Source organism: Microvirga terrestris, from assembly GCF_015694425.1.
In the GTDB taxonomy this organism is placed as follows: Bacteria; Pseudomonadota; Alphaproteobacteria; order Rhizobiales; family Beijerinckiaceae; genus Microvirga; species Microvirga terrestris.
On sequence record NZ_JADQDN010000001.1, the window covers coordinates 442805 to 463606 of the forward strand.

General features: G+C 64.0%; 24 protein-coding genes. 9 read left to right on the forward strand and 15 right to left on the reverse strand.

The genetic code is table 11. From position 1 onward, the window contains the following. Positions 1 to 90: 90 nt before the first annotated feature. Entirely contained in the window at positions 91 to 336 is a 246-nt protein-coding gene (locus I2H36_RS01945; RefSeq protein WP_196262198.1) for a phospholipase A2 family protein, read from the reverse strand. Between the two features lie 388 nt (positions 337 to 724). On the opposite strand from I2H36_RS01945, the gene I2H36_RS01950 reads away from it, so the two are divergent. From I2H36_RS01950 to rpsD, 5 genes are all read left to right on the forward strand, one after another. After that, positions 725 to 1012 carry a hypothetical protein gene (locus I2H36_RS01950; RefSeq protein WP_196262199.1) on the forward strand — a complete coding sequence of 96 codons (288 nt, stop codon included), beginning with the start codon at positions 725 to 727 and terminating at the stop codon, positions 1010 to 1012. Between the two features lie 143 nt (positions 1013 to 1155). Further along, positions 1156 to 1890 (forward strand): RNA methyltransferase, encoded by a 735-nt coding sequence (locus tag I2H36_RS01955; protein WP_196262200.1) that lies wholly within the window; start codon positions 1156 to 1158, stop codon positions 1888 to 1890. Positions 1891 to 1954: 64 nt separating this feature from the next. Beyond that, entirely contained in the window at positions 1955 to 3157 is a 1203-nt protein-coding gene (locus I2H36_RS01960; RefSeq protein WP_196262201.1) for an alpha/beta hydrolase family protein, read from the forward strand. A 9-nt stretch (positions 3158 to 3166) separates the two neighbouring features. Continuing rightward, positions 3167 to 4039 (forward strand): glutamate racemase, encoded by an 873-nt coding sequence (gene murI / locus I2H36_RS01965; RefSeq protein WP_196262202.1) that lies wholly within the window; start codon positions 3167 to 3169, stop codon positions 4037 to 4039. A 219-nt stretch (positions 4040 to 4258) separates the two neighbouring features. Continuing rightward, a complete protein-coding gene (gene rpsD / locus I2H36_RS01970; RefSeq protein WP_036350633.1) occupies positions 4259 to 4876 on the forward strand; it encodes a 30S ribosomal protein S4 in 618 nt (205 codons plus the stop codon). 66 nt (positions 4877 to 4942) lie between these two features. Here rpsD and I2H36_RS01975 read toward each other — a convergent pair whose 3' ends face one another. The 5 genes from I2H36_RS01975 to rpe form a co-directional block, all read right to left on the reverse strand. After that, a complete protein-coding gene (locus tag I2H36_RS01975) occupies positions 4943 to 5530 on the reverse strand; it encodes a Spy/CpxP family protein refolding chaperone (protein ID WP_196262203.1) in 588 nt (195 codons plus the stop codon). Positions 5531 to 5626: 96 nt separating this feature from the next. Beyond that, positions 5627 to 6178 carry an RBBP9/YdeN family alpha/beta hydrolase gene (locus tag I2H36_RS01980; RefSeq protein ID WP_196262204.1) on the reverse strand — a complete coding sequence of 184 codons (552 nt, stop codon included), beginning with the start codon at positions 6176 to 6178 and terminating at the stop codon, positions 5627 to 5629. A 32-nt stretch (positions 6179 to 6210) separates the two neighbouring features. Then, a complete protein-coding gene (locus I2H36_RS01985) occupies positions 6211 to 7461 on the reverse strand; it encodes a cyclopropane fatty acid synthase (RefSeq protein WP_196262205.1) in 1251 nt (416 codons plus the stop codon). Between the two features lie 74 nt (positions 7462 to 7535). Then, a complete protein-coding gene (gene purB, locus I2H36_RS01990) occupies positions 7536 to 8849 on the reverse strand; it encodes an adenylosuccinate lyase (RefSeq protein WP_196262206.1) in 1314 nt (437 codons plus the stop codon). Between the two features lie 58 nt (positions 8850 to 8907). Beyond that, positions 8908 to 9579, reverse strand: coding sequence for a ribulose-phosphate 3-epimerase (gene rpe, locus I2H36_RS01995; RefSeq protein ID WP_196262207.1), 672 nt, complete (start codon positions 9577 to 9579; stop codon positions 8908 to 8910). Between the two features lie 213 nt (positions 9580 to 9792). Here rpe and I2H36_RS02000 point away from each other — a divergent pair, with 213 nt between their 5' ends. Further along, positions 9793 to 11034, forward strand: coding sequence for an NAD(P)/FAD-dependent oxidoreductase (locus I2H36_RS02000; protein ID WP_196262208.1), 1242 nt, complete (start codon positions 9793 to 9795; stop codon positions 11032 to 11034). Positions 11035 to 11179: 145 nt separating this feature from the next. On the opposite strand, the gene I2H36_RS02005 is transcribed toward I2H36_RS02000, so the two are convergent. Then, positions 11180 to 11632 (reverse strand): hypothetical protein, encoded by a 453-nt coding sequence (locus tag I2H36_RS02005; RefSeq protein WP_196262209.1) that lies wholly within the window; start codon positions 11630 to 11632, stop codon positions 11180 to 11182. On the opposite strand from I2H36_RS02005, the gene I2H36_RS02010 reads away from it, so the two are divergent. Next, positions 11606 to 12289, forward strand: coding sequence for a hypothetical protein (locus I2H36_RS02010; RefSeq protein WP_196262210.1), 684 nt, complete (start codon positions 11606 to 11608; stop codon positions 12287 to 12289). The genes I2H36_RS02005 and I2H36_RS02010 overlap by 27 nt on opposite strands. 3 nt (positions 12290 to 12292) lie before the next feature. On the opposite strand, the gene I2H36_RS02015 is transcribed toward I2H36_RS02010, so the two are convergent. Beyond that, positions 12293 to 13306, reverse strand: coding sequence for a P1 family peptidase (locus tag I2H36_RS02015; protein WP_196262211.1), 1014 nt, complete (start codon positions 13304 to 13306; stop codon positions 12293 to 12295). A gap of 96 nt (positions 13307 to 13402) precedes the next feature. Here I2H36_RS02015 and I2H36_RS02020 point away from each other — a divergent pair, with 96 nt between their 5' ends. Together I2H36_RS02020 and I2H36_RS02025 are read left to right on the forward strand one after the other, a co-directional pair. Then, positions 13403 to 14131 (forward strand): cytochrome c biogenesis CcdA family protein, encoded by a 729-nt coding sequence (locus I2H36_RS02020; protein ID WP_196262212.1) that lies wholly within the window; start codon positions 13403 to 13405, stop codon positions 14129 to 14131. 71 nt (positions 14132 to 14202) lie between these two features. Further along, the gene (locus I2H36_RS02025; RefSeq protein WP_196262213.1) at positions 14203 to 14670 is read left to right on the forward strand and encodes a DUF1203 domain-containing protein; all 468 of its coding nucleotides are present in this window, start codon (positions 14203 to 14205) and stop codon (positions 14668 to 14670) included. A 2-nt stretch (positions 14671 to 14672) separates the two neighbouring features. Here the strand turns inward: I2H36_RS02025 and I2H36_RS02030 are convergent, their stop codons facing one another. The 7 genes from I2H36_RS02030 to I2H36_RS02060 form a co-directional block, all read right to left on the reverse strand. Beyond that, positions 14673 to 15086: an ACT domain-containing protein gene (locus tag I2H36_RS02030; RefSeq protein WP_246718600.1), complete on the reverse strand. Its 414-nt coding sequence runs from the start codon at positions 15084 to 15086 to the stop codon at positions 14673 to 14675. 59 nt (positions 15087 to 15145) lie between these two features. Continuing rightward, positions 15146 to 16273 carry a branched-chain amino acid ABC transporter substrate-binding protein gene (locus I2H36_RS02035; protein WP_196262214.1) on the reverse strand — a complete coding sequence of 376 codons (1128 nt, stop codon included), beginning with the start codon at positions 16271 to 16273 and terminating at the stop codon, positions 15146 to 15148. A 127-nt stretch (positions 16274 to 16400) separates the two neighbouring features. Continuing rightward, the gene (locus I2H36_RS02040; protein ID WP_196262215.1) at positions 16401 to 16763 is read right to left on the reverse strand and encodes a DUF6867 family protein; all 363 of its coding nucleotides are present in this window, start codon (positions 16761 to 16763) and stop codon (positions 16401 to 16403) included. Next, on the reverse strand, positions 16763 to 17539 hold the full coding sequence (locus I2H36_RS02045; protein ID WP_196262216.1) for an ABC transporter ATP-binding protein: 777 nt from the start codon (positions 17537 to 17539) through the stop codon (positions 16763 to 16765). The genes I2H36_RS02040 and I2H36_RS02045 overlap by 1 nt, the downstream gene beginning before the upstream one ends. Continuing rightward, entirely contained in the window at positions 17536 to 18378 is an 843-nt protein-coding gene (locus tag I2H36_RS02050; RefSeq protein ID WP_196262217.1) for an ABC transporter ATP-binding protein, read from the reverse strand. Before I2H36_RS02050 ends, I2H36_RS02045 begins: the two co-directional genes overlap by 4 nt. Further along, positions 18378 to 19790, reverse strand: coding sequence for a high-affinity branched-chain amino acid ABC transporter permease LivM (gene livM / locus I2H36_RS02055; protein WP_196262218.1), 1413 nt, complete (start codon positions 19788 to 19790; stop codon positions 18378 to 18380). Before livM ends, I2H36_RS02050 begins: the two co-directional genes overlap by 1 nt. A gap of 14 nt (positions 19791 to 19804) precedes the next feature. Continuing rightward, positions 19805 to 20725, reverse strand: coding sequence for a branched-chain amino acid ABC transporter permease (locus I2H36_RS02060; protein WP_196262219.1), 921 nt, complete (start codon positions 20723 to 20725; stop codon positions 19805 to 19807). Positions 20726 to 20802: the final 77 nt, after the last annotated feature.

Genomic DNA, 20802 nt, shown 5'->3' on the forward strand with positions numbered 1-20802 from the left:
GGGCTGGAAACGGTCCTGCCCGATGGCAGGAGGTTGCCGGGGCTATAGCGCGGTTGAGGCCAGGGGGAAAGGTGGGGGCAGCAAAGGAATTCAGCCCTGTCCCGCCCGGCGTGGCATTTTCCGGGTTTCGGTGCAGACCGCTGCGCTGAAGAGCGAATTCACGGTGGCAGCCTTGCTGCGGATCGTGTCCGGGATCTTGAGGCTTTTGACCAGAGCGGCGGTCGCATTCAGCAGAGCCCTGTCGCACTGGCATGCGCCGCGGCCGAACCGCTCGTAGCAGAGATCGTGGGCGCGGCAGGCGGCATCCAGCGCATCGACGGGGGACGCCCGGTTCATGTCGCCTGCACCGCACCAGTTCCCGTGGAACAAGGGGGCGGCGACCCCTGACGGTCCGGCTGCTAAAGGGGCTGCCGCAGCCGGGACTGCCGACCCAAAGGTCAGGGCCATTACAGCCGCACAAAAACGCAAACGCGGCACCAGGCGACGCGGCGGTTCGGATTGAAAATGTGACGCACTAACATAATTCATGCAGGAAATAAGAGACACTTGTGGGTTCAAGTTCCCGAACCCAGGAAATTAGCCACATCGCGTGTGCTGCCGCACGGAAAGGCAAGCTTAACCGTAGTTCAGATCATTCCGTTCCGGCGGATTTCTCAGGGGCACCCGGCGCAAGGCCGAAACCACAACCCCGTCGGAAACATGGTTCAACATGAAGGAAGCTGACATGCGTCTTGCAATTATTCTCGGAGCGACGGCCTTGGTTCTGGCCGGCTGCCAGACGGCCGAGCAATCCATGAGCAATGCCGAATCCGTCTGCCGGGAAACCGGGCTGAAGCCCGGCACTGCCACCTATACCCGCTGCGTGAATGCGGGCTACCGGAACAACGTCGCGCAGTCGAACGCCGCCGCCAATCAGGCCGCGGCCGGTGCCGCGGTCGGCGTCGTCGGCGGCGCCGTGCTCGGCGCAGCAGCCGCCCGTCCGCATTACTATTGCGGCTGGGGCTGCTGGTAAGCTGCTTGTCTCGCGTGTGCAGTGCCTCCTCGACACAGGTCGGGGAGGCTTTTGCTTTGTATAGGATCGGCACGCCTAGTCGGGGAAGCGCCTTTCGCTGTATGGGAGAGCAACTGACATCGATTGGCTTCTCCTGAACTCCCATGACCCGACCGATCATCATCCTCGTGGAACCGCAACTCGCCGAGAACATCGGCATGGTGGCCCGGGCCATGGCCAATTTCGGCTTGTCGGAAATGCGTTTGGTGTCGCCGCGCAACGGGTGGCCCAAGAAGGGCGCGCATTCGGCGGCCTCCGGGGCAACCCATGTGCTGGAAGGGGCGACGCTCTACGATACGGTGCGCGAGGCCATCGCCGACCTCAACTTCGTCTTCGCCACCACGGCCCGCGAGCGCGGACAGATGAAGCGGGTCTTCGCGCCTGACGCCGCCATGAAGGAGGCGCAGCAGCGATTGGGTGCGGGGCAGGGCATCGGGATCCTGTTCGGGCGCGAGCGCACGGGGCTCGAGAACGATGAGGTGTCGCTGGCCGATGCCATCATCACCTTCCCGGTCGATCCGAAATTCTCCTCGCTCAATCTGGCGCAGGCGGTCCTTCTCGTCTCGTACGAATGGTACAAGCTCGCCACCGGCGGCGCGCTGCCGTTCGAAGGCGGCAGGATCTCGCCGCCGGCGACCCGAGAATCGGTGACGTCGTTCTTCGACTACATCGAAGCCGAGCTCGACGCGGTGAACTTCTATCCGGAAGACAAGAAGCCGATCATGACCCGCAACATGCGCGACATTTTTCATCGCCTCGAAATGACCGAGCAGGAGGTGCGCACCCTGCGTGGGGCGATTCGTGCCCTTGCGGAAGGGCGCAGGTTGAGAAAACCTTAAACAAATCGTGGCTTTATAACGCCCGGGCTCTATCTGCCCGAGTGTAATCGAGTTCGAGACGACGATGCGCCGCTTCCTGCTGCCTGTTCTGGTCCTTGGCGTCTCCCTGGCTGCCCCCTGGGCGCGGGCGGCAACGCCGCCGCAGCAGCCCGAGCAGGGGCCCGGCGGGCGCGACTACAAGGTCGCCGACGTCGTCAAACGCGGGATCGGCACGGCAAGCGCCGGGACCTTCGTGTTCCACGGCAGCGATACCCCTGCGAGACCCCGTCCGGTTGTGATCTTTCTCCACTCCTGGGGCGCCGTGAACCCTGCGCTCTACGGCGGCTGGATCGACCACCTCGCCCGCAAGGGCCATCTCGTGCTCTTCCCGCGCTTCCAGGACGTGAACCGCTCGCGACCCGCCGACGCCACCACCCTGGCCGAGACCCTGGTCGAAGCCGCCCTGGCGGAGCTGGCCAATGATCCGAATGCCAAGCCGGACCGGGAGCGGGTTGCTCTCATCGGCCACTCGGCAGGCGTACCGATTGCGCTCAATCTCGCGGCCGGTGCGGGCACGGGCAAGGTGCCGATCCCGAAGCTGATCTTCGGCCTGATGCCGGGCGGCATCGCTTCCAACGAGAAGGAACGCGGCATTCTCCTGCGCGACCTCTCGACCGTCGACCCGCAGACCGTAATCATCACCATGAGCGGCGACCGGGATTACCTGCCGGCGGACCGCGCCTCGCGGCTCATCCTTCAGCAGGCGAGCGCGGTTCCGACCACCCGCAAGCTCTTCATGCGCGCCGGTTCAGACGACCACGGCTTCCCGGCGATGACCGCAACGCTGGCCTCTCCGGGCTCGCCGAAGGCTGATTACGATGCCGCCGCCATCAAGCTGCCGCCCGATCCGCCCCGCGACCCGAAGCAGAAGAACACCTGGCGCTGGAGCGCCGACATGGCGCTCTCCGGCCCGCAGACCATCCTGACCCAGCTGCTCGGCAACAACGGCATCGACACGCTCGATTACCTTGCCTACTGGAAGACGTTCGACATGGCCGCCGAGGCAGCATTTACCGGCAAGGATGCCGCTGCTCTCAGCCGCGACCCTAAATTCGTCGACATGGGCACTTGGAGCGACGGCTGGCCCGTGCGGCGCCTTTCAGCGCAGATGCCCAAGGCTGAGGCGCAAGAGAAGAAGGAAGAGCCGGCGCCGCGCCGCAAGCTTAACATGGCGCCTTCGGAAACCCAGCAGGGCCTGTCGGACTTCATCAGCAAGTTGCGTTCGTAAGAGTGTGTCATGCGTGTCGATCTTCTGGCAGGGGCGACCTATAATCATGCCGTCATGCCGTCTCCCGTTCCTACCATCCTCGTTTTCGATTCAGGCCTCGGCGGTCTCACGGTCTTCTCGGAGGTCCTGAAGGCTCGGCCGGATGCCCGCTATGTCTATGCAGCGGACGATGCGGGCTTTCCTTATGGGCGCCTGAGCGAGTCGGTGCTGGCGGAGCGGGTCTTAAGCGTCATGGAGCGGCTGATCGTGCTCCATGATCCCGACCTCGTCATCGTGGCCTGCAATACGGCATCCACCGTCGTGCTCCCGCATTTGCGCGAGCGCTTTTCCATTCCCTTCGTGGGAACCGTTCCGGCCATCAAGCCGGCCGCTCAGATCACGCAGACAGGCTACGTCACGGTGCTCGCCACCCCCGGGACGGTGGCGCGGGACTACACCCGCGACCTCATCGAGACTTATGCGGCAGGCTGCCGGGTCAACCTCGTGGGCTCCCGCCGGCTTGCGGGAATCGCCGAAGCCGAGATGGCAGGCGATCCTGTCCCCGATGATGAACTGCTGGCCGAGCTCCAGTCCTGTTTTGTCTCGGACGAGGGCGGGCGGACCGACGTGGTGGCCCTGGCCTGCACCCATTATCCGCTGCTCCTGCCCCGCTTCCAGGCACTGGCGCCTTGGCCGGTCATCTGGATCGACCCGGCCCCTGCCATCGCCCGCCGGGTGACCCAATTGATCGGGCAACCGGTGCCCGGCCATGAGGCGGACGAGAATGAGGCCGTAGCCGTGTTCACCAGCGGGGCCGGGATTAGTGCTGCCCTGCGGGGGGCCTTGCATGACAAGGGGCTGCCCGCGGTAGCCGTCGAGGAGATGCCGCTGCTGGTGGGATGACGAACGTGGCGGCACTCCCTAATTGACTTTCCTGCGCTTTCCGCCTAAACCCCACCCGTTCGCGCGGTCCTCACGGGCCGCGTAACTTTTTACGCTCCCGTGGCCCGGCTCCAAGTCGGCCTGTCGTCCCGTCCCTCGAGATGGCCCTTTGGGTTTCTCGGGAATGAGGGGAAGAGGAGGGCGCGTTCCTCGCAAATTCGACAACAAAGAGGAACAGCGATGTCGAAGCGCATTCAGGCCAAGCACAAGCTTGACCGCCGTATGGGTCAGAATATCTGGGGTCGCCCGAAGAGCCCTGTGAACCGCCGCGAATACGGCCCCGGCCAGCACGGCCAGCGCCGCAAGGGCAAGATGTCCGACTTCGGCACGCAGCTGCGCGCCAAGCAGAAGCTCAAGGGCTACTACGCGAACATCACCGAGAAGCAGTTCCGCCGCTACTATGCGGAGGCGATCCGCCAGAAGGGCGATTCCGGTGAGAACCTGGTCGGCCTGCTCGAGCGCCGTCTCGACGCGGTCGTGTACCGCGCCAAGTTCGTCGCGACCCCCTTCGCCGCCCGTCAGTTCGTCAACCATGGTCACGTTAAGGTCAACGGCCGCCGCGTGAACATCCCGAGTTTCCTCGTGAAGCCGGGTGACGTGATCGAGGTCAAGGACAAGTCGAAGCAGCTCGAAGTCGTCGTGGTGGCGAGCCAGCTCGCCGAGCGCGACGTTCCGGACTACATCGAGGTCGATCACTCCAAGATGACGGCCCGCGTCACGCGCATCCCGACTCTGTCGGAAGTGCCGTACCCGGTCCAGATGGAGCCGAACCTCGTGATCGAGTTCTATTCGCGCTAATCGCTTCGAAAGCTCAGACACAAACGAAAAGGCCGCCCGTTGGGCGGCCTTTTTGCTTTTCCAGGCTTACTGCTGCTGGGCCGGAGTGCGCGGGCCTCCGCGGCCATGCTCCATCATGCCCATACGGTGATGGTCTGCGCGTCCACGGCGACCGCCGCGTTCGTGCCAGCGTGGTCCGTCGTTGTCGACTGCCTCGCGCAGGAGGCGGGGAGCAACCCGCTTCTGATCCTCGGTGAGCGTGTCCCAGAGCGGGCGAAGAGCCGTCGTGACGGCCGTCGAGCGCTGGGCCCGTTCTGTCACCATGGCGCTGCGCCGCTCGAGGCGCTGCATGAAATCCATCGACCGGCGTTCGTCCCGGTCGGGGCGCTCCTGCATGCGGGTGAACCGCTCGCTTGCAGCCGCGCGGATGGCGGTTTCCGCAGGCGCCCAGAGGCGCTCCTGATCGGCGTTCAGCTTCAGACCGGCCTTGATCGAGGCGATGCGGGCATCGACGAGACGGTTGTAGTCGTCCTGGCTCAGACGCGGGCGGCGATCCTGCCGGCCCTGATCCTGCGACGCCGCCGGGGCGTTCGGCGCGGGCGCCGGCTGTGCCAGGGCATAGGTGCCGGAGCCGGCCAGCAGGGCCGCGAGAGCGAAGGTGGCGATCTTTTTCATGCGGATATCCTCCGTGGTGTCGATAAGGACAAGACTACTCCTATCCCGCTCTCGCCCCCATGACTGCCGCATGAACTTTTCGTCATGTAAGGCGCCTCAAAGGCGCTTCAGGAACCCCGCAAAGCGCATGAGCCCCTCGGGCCAGGGGCCGTGGCCGCTTTCCGTGTTGAGGTGGCCGGCATCGCCCGCATCGACCACGGCCGCGCCCCAGGCATAAGCGATGTCCTCCGCCTTGGCATAGTCGCAATGCGGGTCGGTGCGGCTCGCGACGAGAACCGACGGGAACGGGAAGGGATCGCGCGGGATCGGCGCGAACGCGCTGTCGATGGCCGGGATGAAATCGGGCCTCTCCACGTCCGGCATGCTGACCAGAAAGGCGCCCTGGACCTTGCCCGACGGCAGGAGCGGGGCCGCATGGGCGATGGCGAGCACGCCGAGGCTGTGACCGACCAGCACGACAGGCTTCTCGGCGCGCTTCACGTCCTGGGCGATGCGCTCGACCCAGGCGTCCTTGTCGGGAGCGTCCCAGTTCTCCTGCTCGACCCGCCACGCGGTCGAGAGCTGGCGCTCCCATCGGCTCTGCCAGTGGTCCTCGCCTGAATTCGTGTAGCCTGGAACGATAAGGATGTCGCAATCGGAGGTTTTCATGCTTCCCGAGATAAAGGCCGACTGAGGCCTGTTCAAGCGCTCCTCTTCAACTCCATCGCTTCGGCCGCTTTGAGGGCCGCTTCGCGTTCTGCAATGTAGTCGCGGGTCAGTGGCGCCACGTCGTTGCGCCGGGTGAGCTGGACCTGGAACACCACCGCATCCTGCCAGCGGAAGGCCGATTCCGACAGGGCGAGATAGCATTCCCACATCCGGCAGAAGCGCTCGTCGTAGAGCTTCAGGACTTCCTCGCGATGGGCCAGGAAGCGCTCCCGCCAGGCCTGCAGGGTGTAGGCATAGTGCAGGCGCAGGATCTCGATGTCGGTGACGATCAGGCCGGCCCGTTCGATCGCCGGCATCATCTCCGACAATACAGGCAGGTGACCGCCCGGGAAGATGTACTTGGTGATCCAGGGATTGGTCGGATACGGCGTGCCGAAGCGTCCGATGGTGTGGAGGAGCATGACTCCGTCCTCCTTTAGGAGGTTCCGGCAAGTCTGGAAGTACTCATCGTAGGACGGCACACCCACGTGCTCGAACATGCCGACCGAGACGATGCGGTCGAAGGTGCCCGTAGTGGAGCGGTAATCCTGGAGCTCGAAATGGACCCGGTCGAGCAGGCCCGCTCCGGCCGCGCGCCGGCGCGAGGCCTCGAACTGCTCCTCCGAGAGGGTGATGCCCTCGACCATTCCGGCCCCCGCGACCTGGGCCAGGTAAAGCCCCATGCCGCCCCAGCCGGAGCCGATATCGAGCACGCTGTGGCCCCGGTCCACCATCAGCTTGGCCGCGATGTGCCGCTTCTTGGCGAGTTGCGCCTCCTCGAGGCCGGCATCGGGATGGTCGAAATAGGCGCAGGAATACTGCCGGTCGCTATCCAGGAAGAGGGCGTAGAGGCGGCCGTCGAGATCGTAATGATGGGCGACGTTGCGCTTCGCCTTCGCCGCATCGTTCTCGGCCCGGCGCATCATCCAGTGCCGGATCCTGCGAAGGCGCTGAAGCGGCAGTTCGTCGAGCTGGCCATGCGTGTGCTGGAGGAGGAGTTGGAGCAGGTCGAGGATCGTGCCCTGCTCGATGACAAGGCGCCCATCCGTATAGAGTTCGCCGAGCTTCAGTTCGGGATGAAGACACAGGGCCATCTGGGCCGCGGCGTCCGTAAAGCGGATCGAGACCCGGGGTTCGGTTCCGTCTCCGAAGGTGGATCGCTCACCTTCGGCCGTTATCATCTCCAGGGTGCCGTGCTTCACGGCCCGCGTGAAAGCAAGGGAGAGGATCTTCTCCGACAGCATGGCAACAATTCCCGCGCTGTTGATCTCCTGGCGGGAATTGTTGCTTATTCCGGAAAGTATTGCCAGCCCTTCAGCTATGCGGCTCCGGCACCGAATACCCGCGTGAAGATCGTATCCACATGCTTGAAGTGGTAGCCGAGATCGAAACAGGTCTCGATCTCGTCCGGTGACAGGTACTTCGTCACGTCGGAATCGTTCTTTAGCAGGGTCAGGAAGTCGCCTTCGCCGCGCCAGACCGGCATGGCATTGCGCTGGACGAGCCGGTAGGCGTCTTCGCGGGATGCGCCCTTCTGGGTCAGCGCCAGCAGAACCCGTTGCGAGTGCACGAGGCCGCCGAGGCGGTCCAGGTTCTTCTGCATGTTCTCCGGATAGACCACGAGCTTGTCGATGACGTTGGTCAGCCGCGCCAACGCGAAATCCAGGGTCACGGTGGCGTCAGGGCCGATCATGCGCTCCACGGAGGAGTGGGAGATGTCCCGCTCGTGCCAGAGGGCCACGTTTTCCATGGCCGGTATCGCATAGGCGCGCACCATGCGGGCAAGGCCGGTCAGGTTCTCGGTCAGTACCGGATTGCGCTTATGCGGCATGGCGGACGAGCCCTTCTGGCCGGCCGAGAAGAACTCCTCGGCCTCCAGAACCTCGCTGCGCTGCAGGTGGCGCACTTCCGTGGCCAGACGCTCGATGGAGGAGGCGATGACGCCGAGCGTGGCGAAATACATGGCATGGCGGTCGCGCGGGATGACCTGGGTCGAGACGGGCTCGACTGACAAGCCCATCTGCTCGGCCACGTATTCCTCGACGGTCGGATCGATATTGGCGAAGGTCCCGACAGCACCCGAGATGGCACAGGTGGAGATCTCCCGCTGTGCCTCGATGAGCCGGAGCTTGCAGCGTTCGAACTCGGCATAGGCCTGGGCGAGCTTGAGGCCGAAGGTGGTGGGCTCGGCATGAATGCCGTGCGACCGCCCGATGGTCGGCGTCATCTTGTGCTCGAGAGCCCGGCGCTTGATGGCGGCCAGCAGCTCGTCCATGTCGCGCAGAAGGATGTCGGTGGCGCGGGCAAGCTGGACGTTGAACGTGGTGTCGAGCACGTCGGACGAGGTCATACCCTGGTGCACGAAGCGGGCCTCGGGGCCGACGATCTCGGAGAGATGGGTCAGGAACGCGATGACGTCGTGCTTGACCTCACGCTCGATGGCGTCGATCCGCTCCACGTCGAACGTGGCCTTGGAGCCCTTGTCCCAGACCTTCTCAGCCGCTTGCCTAGGCACGACCCCGAGATTGGCGAGCGCCGTGGTGGCATGGGCCTCGATCTCGAACCAGATGCGGAACTTGGTTTCGGGCGACCAGATGGCCACCATCTCGGGACGACTGTAGCGGGGGATCATGGCTGTTCACTTCCACGCGGGGGACATGCCCGCGCGGTAGCACGATAACCCTATGATCTCAACGCGCCTTTGCGGCCGCCTGGCGAATGGCAGCCATGTTGGCGGCGTAAGCGGAAGGGCCGCCCTTGAAGGTGGCGGAGCCCGCGACGAGCACATTGGCGCCGGCCTCGGCCACGAGGGGGGCTGTCTCCGCCGTCACGCCGCCGTCGATCTCGATATCGATGTCCCGGTTGCCGACCATCTCCTTGATCCGGCGCAGCTTGGTGCAGACCGAAGGAATGAAGGCCTGCCCGCCGAAGCCGGGATTGACCGTCATCAGGAGGATCAGGTCGACCTCATCGATCACCGGCTCGATGGAACCTTCATGGGTTCCAGGATTGAGGACGATGCCGGCCTTCTTGCCGAGCGCCCGAATGGTCTGGAGCGATCGGTGCAGGTGCGGGCCGGCTTCCGCATGGATGCTGATGATGTCCGCACCCGCCTTGGCGAAGGCCTCGAGATATGGATCGACCGGCGCGATCATCAGGTGCACATCGAAGACCTTTTGGGTGTGGGGTCGCAGGGCCTTCACCACGTCGGGTCCGATGGTGATGTTGGGCACGAAGTGACCGTCCATCACGTCGATGTGGATCCAATCGGCGCCGGCGGCGTCGACGGCGCGGATTTCCTCGCCGAGCTTGGAGAAGTCGGAGGCCAGGATCGAGGGGGCAATGAGCAGGGGGCGTGTCATGGCCGCGCCGTTACCACGAGCCTGTCCTGGCGGCAACGGGACGTTGCGGCTCGAAGGATGGACCAATCCAATACCACTCACCTGGGGAGAGGTTCGTTTGCAGCAGGAAATCCGTGGACGGCGCCGATCCAAGGGGAGTAAAGATGGCCTCGTTTGAACGATACGAGCGCGCCTTCTCTTAACAGAGGGCGCCTGAGATGGGGCAGGGCCTTCATGCGTAAGGATGTGGTTGTTCTCGGGGCCGGCATCGTCGGCGTGTCCATTGCCGTGCACCTGCAGAAGCGCGGACGGTCGGTCCTGCTGGTGGACAAGCGCAAGCCCGGCGAGGAGACCTCCTTCGGCAATGCCGGCCTGATCCAGCGCGAGGGCGTCTACCCATACGGCTTCCCGCACGATTTCGGCGCGCTCCTGCGCTATGCGCTGAACAACACCATCGACGCCCATTACCATTGGGCCGCGATCCCGAAGCTCGCGCCCTTCCTGTGGCAGTACTGGATGCATTCGCGCCCCGCCCAGCACAAGGCGATCGCCCGGATGTATGCGCCCCTGATCGAGCGCAGCGTCACCGAGCACATGGCCCTGGCCGAGGAATCCGGCTCCACGCACCTGATCCGCCCGACCGGCTGGATGAAGGTTTTCCGGGACGAGAAGAGTCGGGACGAGCAGTTCCAGGATGCGGAAGAGGTGAGGCGGGATTTCGGCGTCAAATTCGACGCTCTCGACACCAGGGCCGTGGCCGACCGCGAGCCGCACCTGAAGGTCGAGACGAAGGGCGGCATCCACTGGACCGATCCGGCGTCCGTGTCGGATCCTCACCTGCTGACCATGGGCTATGTGAGCCTGTTCGAGCGTCTCGGCGGCGAGCTGGCGGCTGGGGACGCCAAAACCTTGGAAGAAACCCCGACGGGCTGGCGCGTCCAGACGGAGAGGGGGCCCGTGGAGGCCGGCACCGTCGTGGTGGCGCTCGGCGCCTGGGCCGACGTGGTGACGACCAAACTTGGCTACAACCTGCCGCTCGCGGTCAAGCGCGGCTATCACATGCATTACAAGCCGCAGGGCAATGCGGTGCTCAACCGGCCGACCCTCGACTTCGACCGCGGCTATTTCCTGGCGCCCATGTCGAAGGGCATCCGCCTCACCACGGGAGCCGAGTTCGCCAACCGTGACGCGCCGAAAACCCCGGTGCAACTCGGCCGCGCCGAGCCGATTGCGCGCGAGTTCTTCCCATTGGGCGAGCGGGTCGATCCGGAACCGTGGATGGGCATGCGACCCTGCACGCCCGACATGATGCCGGTCATCGGCCCGGCGCCCAAGCACAAGAACCTCTGGTTCGGCTTCGGCCACGCCCATCACGGCCTGACCCTTGGTCCTGTTACGGGCCGCCTCCTTGCCGAGATGATCACAGGCGAGCAGCCGGTGGTCGACCCCAAGCCCTATCGGGCCGACAGGTTTTAGACACCTACCCTTCTGCCTTTTCTCCGAATGGCATCTCAAGAAAGCTGTCCTATCCGTTTGGAGGGGAAAAGGCTTGAATGAGAGGTTAGAACGTTTATGATCCGCTCCAAGGTTACAGGGGGCGTGTATGCAAAGGGGCGACCGGTCACTCGTCAGCGACATCTATGAGGCTGCCGTCGTTCCTGACCGTTGGTTCGAAGTCCTCAATCGAATTTCTACCATCGCGGGGGCTGAGGGCGGCTTTGTCGTCGCCGTCAGCGAAAGAGGTGAGCGATCCTGGGTCGCTACAGATTACTACCGTCCCATACTCGATGAGTGGTATTCCGAAGGCTGGCATCTGCAAAATACCTGGGCTCAGCGTGGCCGCGAGCGCAAACGCCGCCATTTCTTTGACGAGACGGATATTTTTGCGCCCGGGGAGGTTGATACCCTTCCCATGTATCGGGACTTCCACCGTCCACGGGGTGGAGGGTGGTCCGCCGGGGCCATCATGGAAGTCCCTAGCGGTGGCTTCGTTTGCATGCGCTTCGAGCGCCCCTACCATCTTGGCCCGATAGGGCAGGATGTCAGGATGAATCTCAACCGCCTTAGATCCCATCTCGCGCGGGCATCTTTCCTGTTTACGAAACTTGGAACGCGGCAGGCCCGTTCGTCTGTCGCAGCCCTGCAATTCATGGATGTGCCCGCTGCTGTGCTCACCCGGAACGGCCGTCTTCTCGCCTGCAATGAGGCTATGGAGTCTCGGCTGTCGCAGGTGAGCGTGGGAGCTGGCGATCAGATCAGCTTCACGGATAAGGAGGCCCAACGCATCTTAAGCGAAAGCCTTGAACGGATCATGGCTGGTCTGTTCGACCAGTTGCGCGGCCCCATTCCTCTCCCGGCTACGGAGGAGCATGGGCCAGCCGTCGCCTACCTGATCCCGATGCGTGGGGCAGCCCAAGATCTGTTCGGCTGCGAGAGCACGCTGCTCATGATCCGACCCGCTGATTCAGACAATCGCCTCATGGATCTGGTCAGAACCCGCTTCGCCATCGATGCTGGAGAGGCTGAACGATGGGGTCGACTGCTTGCTGCTACCTCTCCGCGCCTTGCCGCTGCCCTTCTGGCTTCATCTGAGAATGTTCAAGCAGTGCTCGATCAGACGCTTGGGAGGACCCAAAGAGGGTTGGAAGCCCGAATGGCAAACTTCCTCTGGCGGCTCGGCGAGGATCCGGAATACGCCTGGCAGGCAAGGCGGGCTGCATTCTCATCTTAGTTCTTATTTGTTCTCCCCGGCCCTCGCGAAGCGGTCCCTCCAAGCCGGTTGTGCGCCCGAATAGGGGAGAGCCATTGCTTCATACACGCCGCGCGCGATGGCGCGGGTCAGGCTGTCCGCGGCCAGGGCCGTGATTTCCGTGAACTCCACCGCCTCGTCCCCTAAGGCCTTGCGCCCGGTGGCGGCGGCGAAGATCGTGTCGCCGTCGAACAGGGCGTGCGAGAAGCGTAAGGCCCGGGCGAGTCCGGCATGGGACGCGATGGCGAGGCGCTTGGCCTGGGCTTTCGTCAGCACCGCATCGGTCGCGACCAGGGCGATGGTAGTGGCCGGTTGGGGGCCGCCTTTCCAGATGAGGGAGCGCAACTCGGGGCTGACCAGGGAGGGAAGCCCGAGCCCGCCGAACTCGTCGCCCTCTTCAAGAGCCCCGGCCCAGAAATGCGGGCCGTTCCCGATCACGACCGAGGCAACGGCGTTCACGATCACGATTGCTCCGACTGTGTGACCTGAGGACGTGGTCGCGCTCGCTGAGCCGAGCCCGCCTTTCAGGTTGGCCGTGGTTGCGCCATAGCCGCCGCCCGCGGTGCCGAGGGCGAAGTCGAGCCCGGCCTGTTCCGCGGCCTGATATCCAAGCTCCCGATAGGGCGGATAGCGGCCCCAATCCTTGTTGCCGCCATTCAGAAGATCGAAGCTGGAGGCTTGGCAGACGATGGGGACGAGAGCCTCCCGCACCGCAAAGCCGATCCCGTGTTCTCTCAGGTAAGCCTGAACGCCGCTCGCCGCATCGAGCCCGAAGGCCGAGCCGCCGGAGAGGACGATGCCATGGATGCTGGGCACCATCTTGTCGGGATCGAGCAGATCGGTCTCGCGGGTGGCGGGTGCACCGCCCATGGAAAAGCAGGAGGCGACGGCGGGCTCATCGAACAAGGCCACCGTGACGCCGGAGCCGATGGCCGCGTCGTGGGCATTGCCGACGCGGAGTCCTGCTACGTCGGTGATGAGATTGCGGGCTTGGGACATGATCTCAGCAAACCGCAAATGGCATCCCATCACAAGCTGGAGAAGCGGCGTTTCACCGGCTTTCTAAGACAAGTGCTACAGGATAGAAGGCGGATCATGCTCAGCGTTTCCTTCCCGGCCGCGGCCCTCGGCGGCCTTATCAGTTTCTTGAGCCCCTGCGTGCTGCCGCTGGTGCCGCCCTATCTGTCGTTTCTCGCCGGCACCACCTTCGACCGGCTGAGCGCGGGCGACGACCGCGCTGTCCGCAGGAGGGCGGTCCTGGCGGCGCTGCTGTTCGTGGCGGGCTTCTCGACCGTGTTCGTGCTGCTCGGCGCCACCGCTTCGGCTCTGGGGCAGGTGATCCGGCAATACCTCGATGTCCTGAGCACCGTAGCGGGCATCGCCATCATCATCATGGGCCTGCACTTTCTCGGTGTTTTCAGAATCGGCCTGTTCTACCGTGAGGCGCGGTTCAACGTGACGCGGCCCGTCGGGCTTTGGGGAGCGTATGTGATGGGGCTGGCCTTCGCCTTCGGCTGGACGCCGTGCATCGGCCCGGTTCTGGCGGCGATCCTCACCGTCGCAGGCTCGGAGAACAGCGTGTCCCAGGGCGCCCTGCTGCTTGCTGCCTATTCGGCCGGCTTAGGCATTCCGTTCCTGCTGGCAGCCTTCGCCATGAAGCCCTTCGTGGCCCTCCTCAAGCGGGTGCGCTCCCGGTTCGTCCTGATCGAGAAGACCATGGGCGTTCTGCTCGTCCTGACCGGCATCGCGTTCCTGACCGGCTGGATCACCACCATGTCGTTCTGGCTTCTGGAGACGTTCCCGGCACTCGGGCGTCTTGGATAGGGTTGCACAGGAATCGGGTCGTTGGCCCGTGGTGGCCTTGGCATGCTGGCGATCTCTACAGGAGATCACCCATGACGTTCCACATCCGCGGCCTCGAGGCCGAACCCTTTGCAAAGTTGTTCCAGCTCGACGAAGCCGCCCTCAAAGCTCTTGGAGCCAAGCGCGTCGTTGCCGATGCCCCCGACATGTACCCGTGCAGGATCGCCTTGAAGCGGGTCGAGGAGGGCGAGGAGCTTCTGCTGCTCAACCATGCCCACCAGACCAATCCGGGCTCGCCATACCGCGCGGCCGGACCGATCTTCGTCAGCCGCTCCGCCAAAACCGGGAGCTATCAAGGCGAGTTGCCACCGATGCTGCGGGACCGGCTTTTGTCCCTGCGCGCCTACGACGCCAAGGCCTTCATCGTCGATGCCGAAGTGGGCGAGGGCGGGGAGGTGGTGAGCCTGATCGAGCGCTTCCTCGCCAACCCGGAGGTGGCGCATGTGGATGCCCACTTCGCCCGGCGCGGGTGCTTCGCGGCGCGGATCGAGAGGGCCTGACGTCAGAGGTCAACCTGATGTCCTGCGGCCCGCAGGGCTTCCATCGCGCGATCCGCATCCTGCTCCTTCACCAGGATGTAATCGGTGCTGAAGGTCGAGGTGGCGAAGATGCCGATCCCGGCCTTGGCCAGGGGTCCGAGCACCGAGGCGAGGATCCCCGGCACCGCGAAGTCGAAGCTCTGCATGATCCGGAAGCACCGCCAGGCTGGATCGATTTCGGCCTCAGGCGGCGCTTGGTGGAGCGGGCAGACGAGGGTCGTTTCCTCGACGGCCTGCACCAGGAGCGAGAAGGCTCCTGGCTTCGGGGAGCCGACGGGCGTGCCGGCGGGGAGGCGGCAGACGGCGTAAACGTCTGCAAGCAGCGACAGGGTGAGTGTGGGCACGGTCCAGACCATCGGGAGAGAAGAGGCATTCATGAGAAAACCCGCCCTGTTGCCAGGGCGGGTTTCCGATCGTTCGGCTTGTGGCCGGTCGATTACATGTTCAGCTCGTTGCCCGAGTAGTCGATCTTGCCGTCAGCGCCCTTCTTCCAGACGTACATGATGTAGTCCGGACGGGTGATGTCGCCCTTCTTGTCGAAGGAGATGTCGCCGATGACGGTCTTGAACGGCTTGCCGGACTTCATGGCATCCGAAACCTTCTTGCCATCGGTGCCGCCAGCCTGCTTCGCAGCCTCGGCCAGGATCTGGGCCGCAGCGTAGGAATACAGGGTGTAGGCTTCCGGCTCGAAGTTCTTGGCCTTGAACTTGGCCACGACGTCCTTCGCGTTCGGGTTCTTGCGCGGATCCGGCGAGAAGGTCATCAGGGTGCCTTCGGCGCCCGGGCCGGCGATCGAGGTGAACTCGGCCGACACGATGCCGTCGCCCGACATCATCGGAGCCTGGAGGCCCTGGTCGCGCATCTGGCGGATGATGAGGCCGGCTTCCGTGTGGAGGCCGCCGAAGTAGACGACGTCAACGCCGGCCTGCTTCAGCTTCGACACGAGCGCGGAGTAGTCCTTCTCGCCCGGGTTGACGCCTTCATACACGACTTCCTTCAGGCCCTTTGCGTTCATGGCCTTCTGGGTCTCGTCGGCAAGGCCCTTTCCGTACGGGGTCTTGTCGTGGACGACGGCGACCTTCTTGCCCTTGAACTTGTCGGCGAGGTAGCCGCCGGCAACGAGGCCCTGCTGATCGTCGCGACCGCAGGTGCGGAACGTGTTCCACATGCCGCGCTCGGTGAACTGCGGGTTCGTCGAGGCCGGGGTGACCTGAACGATGCCGGCTTCCTCGTAGACCTGCGAGGCCGGGATCGACACGCCGGAGTTGAAGTGGCCGACGACGAACTTCACGCCTTCAGCAGCGAACTTGTTCGCCACCGACACGCCCTGCTTCGGATCGGACACGTCGTCGCCGACGACGATCTGCAGCTTCTGGCCATTGATGCCGCCGGCTGCGTTGATGTCTTCGACAGCCTGCTCGACGCCGTTCTTCAGCTGGGCGCCGAAGGCCGCGTTCGGGCCGGTGATGGGGCCAGCAACGCCGATCTTGATCTGGGCGCTGGCAGCGCTGGAGAAGGCGAGGCCAAGACCAAGCGCCACGCCGGTCAACAGCATTTTTTTCATGAGGTCACTCCTCTGGGTGGTTTTATAGGCCCCTCTTCCTCGTGGGGCCGGTTTGGCGGGTTCTCCCCGCCATCCGCGTGACATCATGCTTGTTTTTAAGCGAATGTCACGCTGGAATCTTTTCGCCTTAGCCCTTGGTAGCAGAAGCCTTTTCCCGCCAGGAAAACGGCCCGGTCCGCTCGTAGAGCCAGCGGTACTGGGTGGTCATCATGCGGGCCCGGCGGTACTGGAATCCCAAGGCTCCGATGATCAGCAGGACGATCGTGTCGACCGCGTAGTAATGGATCGACAGCAGGGTTCCGCCGAACAGGGCGAAGTGGATGAAGCGCACCGCGGCTCCTAAGATGAACAGGTAGAGGATCAGGGTCCAGAAGGGACGCCAGGTGAGCGCGATGGCCCGGCCGGTCATCCAGGCAGCCCAGCCGCCCATGATCATGGTGATGAGAAGAAAGAGCCAGAACGACGGCTCTTCGTAAAGGATCCCCTGCATCAGTGATGCCCCCCTTCGAGATAGGCCGCTTTGACCTGCGGATCTTCAAGCAGTTCCTTGCCGGTGCCGCTCATGGTGATGTTGCCCGTCACCATCACGTAGCCGCGGTGGGCCAGCTTGAGGGCGTGGTAGGCGTTCTGCTCCACGAGGAAGACCGTCATGCCGTCCTTCTCGTTGAGCTCCTTGATGATCTGGAAGATCTGCTTCACGATCAGGGGGGCCAGGCCCAGGGAAGGCTCATCGAGCAGGAGGAGCTTCGGGCGGCTCATGAGAGCCCGGGCGATGGCCAGCATCTGCTGCTCGCCGCCGGACAAGGTGCCGCCACGCTGCTGCAGGCGTTCCTTCAGGCGTGGGAACAGGCTGCAGACCCGCTCCAGATCCTGTTCGAAATGGGCGAGACCGTTCATCGAGGCGCCCATCTGGAGGTTCTCGTAGACGGTCATGCGCGGGAAGATGCGCCGCCCTTCCGGAGATTGGGCGATCGACAGGCGGGCGATCTCGTGGGTGGGCAGCTTGGTGATGTCCCGGCCCGCATAGGTGATCGTGCCTTCGCGGCACCGCGGATTGCCGAAGATCGTCATCATCAGCGTCGACTTGCCGGCGCCGTTGGCCCCGATCAACGTGACGATCTCGCCCTCGTTGACATCCATGTCCACGCCCTTGAGGGCGATGATGTTGCCGTAATAGGTCTTCACGCCGCGCACGCTGAGAAGCGGCTGGCGGGCGGTGGAAGCCTGGGGATTCTGCATCGCGATGTTTGCTCCAGCGGTGCTCATGCGCCGATCTCCGCTTCGACCTTCTCGACCTCGTCGTCGGCCACGCCGAGATAGGCGGCAATGACCTTCGGGTCGTTCCTCACCTCAACGGGCAGGCCGTCGGAGATCTTGATGCCGTAATCCAGCACGACCACGTGATCGGAAATTTCCATCACCACCGACATGTCGTGTTCGATCAGCAGGATAGAGGTGCCCTGCTCATCACGGATCGAGAGCAGGAGCTGGTTCAGCTCCAGGGACTCGCGCGGGTTGAGGCCGGCCGCCGGCTCGTCCAGGCAGAGCAGGAGCGGGTCGGTGCACATGGCGCGGGCGATTTCCAGACGGCGCTGGTCGCCGTAGGGCAGGTCGCCGGCCGGTTCGTCGGCTCGGTGGATCAGACGGGTCTTCTCCAGCCAGAACTTGGCCTTCTCGATGGCTTCCTTCTCGGCCTTGCGGTAGCCGCCGATGCCGAGGACGCCCAGGAAGGTGAAGCCGGAGGCGATCATCAGCGGGTTGTGCTGGGCCACCAGCAGGTTTTCGAGCAGAGTCATGCCGGAGAACAGGCGGATATTCTGGAAGGTACGGGCAACCTTGCCCTTCCAGTTGATGTCGAAGCCCGGCAGCCGCTCCAGCAGGAGGTGCGACCCGTTCGGCTTGCGCAGGGCGATCATGCCCTCGGTCGGCTTGTAGAAGCCGGTGATGCAGTTGAAGACCGTGGTCTTGCCGGCTCCGTTGGGGCCGATGAGCGCGGTGATCTCGCCGCGCCCGGCCTTGAAGGAGAGGTCGTTGACGGCCACAAGGCCGCCGAAGCGCATCGTGAGATGCTGTACGTCGAGGATGGGATCCTGCAGCCAGCGCATTAGCCGTGTCCTTCCTTCACGAGCGAACCAGAGATGGCTTTGCGCTCTTTCAAGATCACTGAGGGTTCACGTTCCGAGATCAGGCCGCGCGGACGCCAGACCATCATGGCCACCATGCCCATTCCGAAGAGCAGCAGGCGATATTCGTTCGGGTCGAAGCCCGAGCCGAAGACGGACTGGAGGAAGGTGAGATTGCGCAGGACTTCGGGGCCGCCGACCAGCACAATGGCAGCAATGGCCACGCCGATCTGGGACCCCATGCCGCCCATGACCACGATGGCCAGGATGATCGCGGATTCGAGGAAGTTGAAGCTCTCCGGCGAGACGAAGCCCTGGCGGACCGCGAAGAACGACCCGGCGAAGCCGCCGAACATGGCCCCGATGGAAAAGGCCGTCAGCTTGGTGTTCGTGGTGTTGATGCCGAGCGACCGGCAGGCGATCTCGTCCTCGCGCAGGGCCTCCCAAGCGCGTCCCACGGGCAGCTTGCGCAGCCGCATGGTGACGAAATTGGTCAGGAGAGCCAGCGCCAGGATGAGGTAGTAGAGGAAGATCATCCGGTGCATGCCGTTGAACTCGAGCCCGAACGTGGCTGCGAACCCGCCTTCACCCGCCGTGAAGGGCAGGCCGAAGAAGGTCGCGCGCGGGATCGACGAGATGCCGGCGCCGCCATTGGTCAAGTCGACCCAGTTGATGAGCACGAGGCGGATGATCTCGCCGAAGGCCAGGGTCACGATGGCGAGATAGTCGCCGCGCAGGCGCAGCACCGGAAAGCCCAGGATCATGCCCCAGAAGGCTGCCAGGATACCGGCGAGCGGCAGGCAGATCCAGAAGGACAGTCCGAAGGTGGTCGAGAGCAGGGCGTAGGAATAGGCGCCGACCGCATAGAAGGCCACGTAGCCCAGATCGAGCAGGCCCGCGAGGCCCACCACGATGTTCAGGCCCCAGCCGAGCATCACGTAGGTGAGGATCAGGATGCCCAGATCCACCCAGTAGCGCGACTCGTTGAGGCCACCCTGGATCAGGTAGATCAGGATCGGAAAGGCAAGAGCCACCCCGAGGAAGAAGGGAATGGCGAACTTGGAGACGTGCTGGAACGCGTTCGGCGTTGCGCCGACCGGTTCGGTTGCCTGGTGCGCGCTCGGGGTCGCCTTGGCATAGGCCCGCGACGCCGTGAAGGCGTGGAGCACCAGGCGCAGGCCGAACACGATGGCGCAGATGATCGCCACCAGGCCCCACCGGGACGTCAGGAAGAGATCGGCGCCGCTCTGGTTCGTCTTGTAGGACAGGATCGGGATGGACAGGCCGAGGGTGATCAAGGCGGCCTTCAGGGCGTCCTTGGAGGCCGCGGCCAGATCGAAGTTCCTCGATGGGGCTTCGTTCTGGGCCGTTGTGGTGATGGAAGGAGCGTTCATGGGGTCTAGGCTCCTTAAACCTTCTCGACTTCAGGCCGACCGAGAATACCGGAGGGCATGAAGATCAACACGATGGCGAGGATCGAGAACGCGGCCACGTCCTTGTACTCGATTGAGAAGTAAGCCGACCAGAAGGTCTCGATGAGGCCGATGATCAGGCCGCCCAGAACTGCGCCGGGGAGGGAGCCGATGCCGCCCAGGACCGCGGCCGTAAAGGCCTTCACGCCGGGCACGAAGCCGTCGCTGAAGCTCACGACGCCATAATACAGCAGGTACATGGTGCCGGCCACCGAGGCGAGGGCGGCGCCGATCACGAAGGTGAGCGAGATCGTCCGGTCCACGTTGATGCCGAGGAGCGCGGCCATCTTGCGGTCCTGCTCGCAGGCCCGCTGGGCGCGTCCGAGCGACGTCTTCTGGACGACGTACCAGAAGACCGTCAGCAGCACCGCCGTGACCATCATGATGATGATCTGCTTGTAGGAGAGGGCGACATTGTAGCCGCTTGCGCCCTGAAACAGCACGATCACGTCTCCGACCATCGGAGGCGTCGGCTTGTTGCGGGCTCCCTGCGCCACCTGGACGAAGTTGGATAGGAAGATCGACACGCCGATGGCCGAGATCAGAGGCGCCAGCCGGAACGACCCGCGCAAGGGCCGGTAGGCGATGCGTTCGACCGCCCAGCCCCACAGGGAGGTGAGGATCATGGCGATGATCAGCACGAAGAAGAGCGCCAGCACCACCGATGAGATCCCGAGCCATGTGGTCAGGATCAGGAAGAAGATGAGCGAGATGAAAGCTGAGAGCATGAACACGTCGCCGTGGGCGAAGTTCACCATGCCGATGATGCCGAAGACCATCGTATAGCCGATGGCGATGAGGCCGTAGATCGACCCGAGAGTCAGCCCATTGATGAGCTGCTGCACAAAGATTTCCATGTCCTACCCTTGCCCCTCTGGAACGGGGTCATTCTTGGGAAACAATGCAGGAAAGCACGATGCGTGTGCATCGCCAA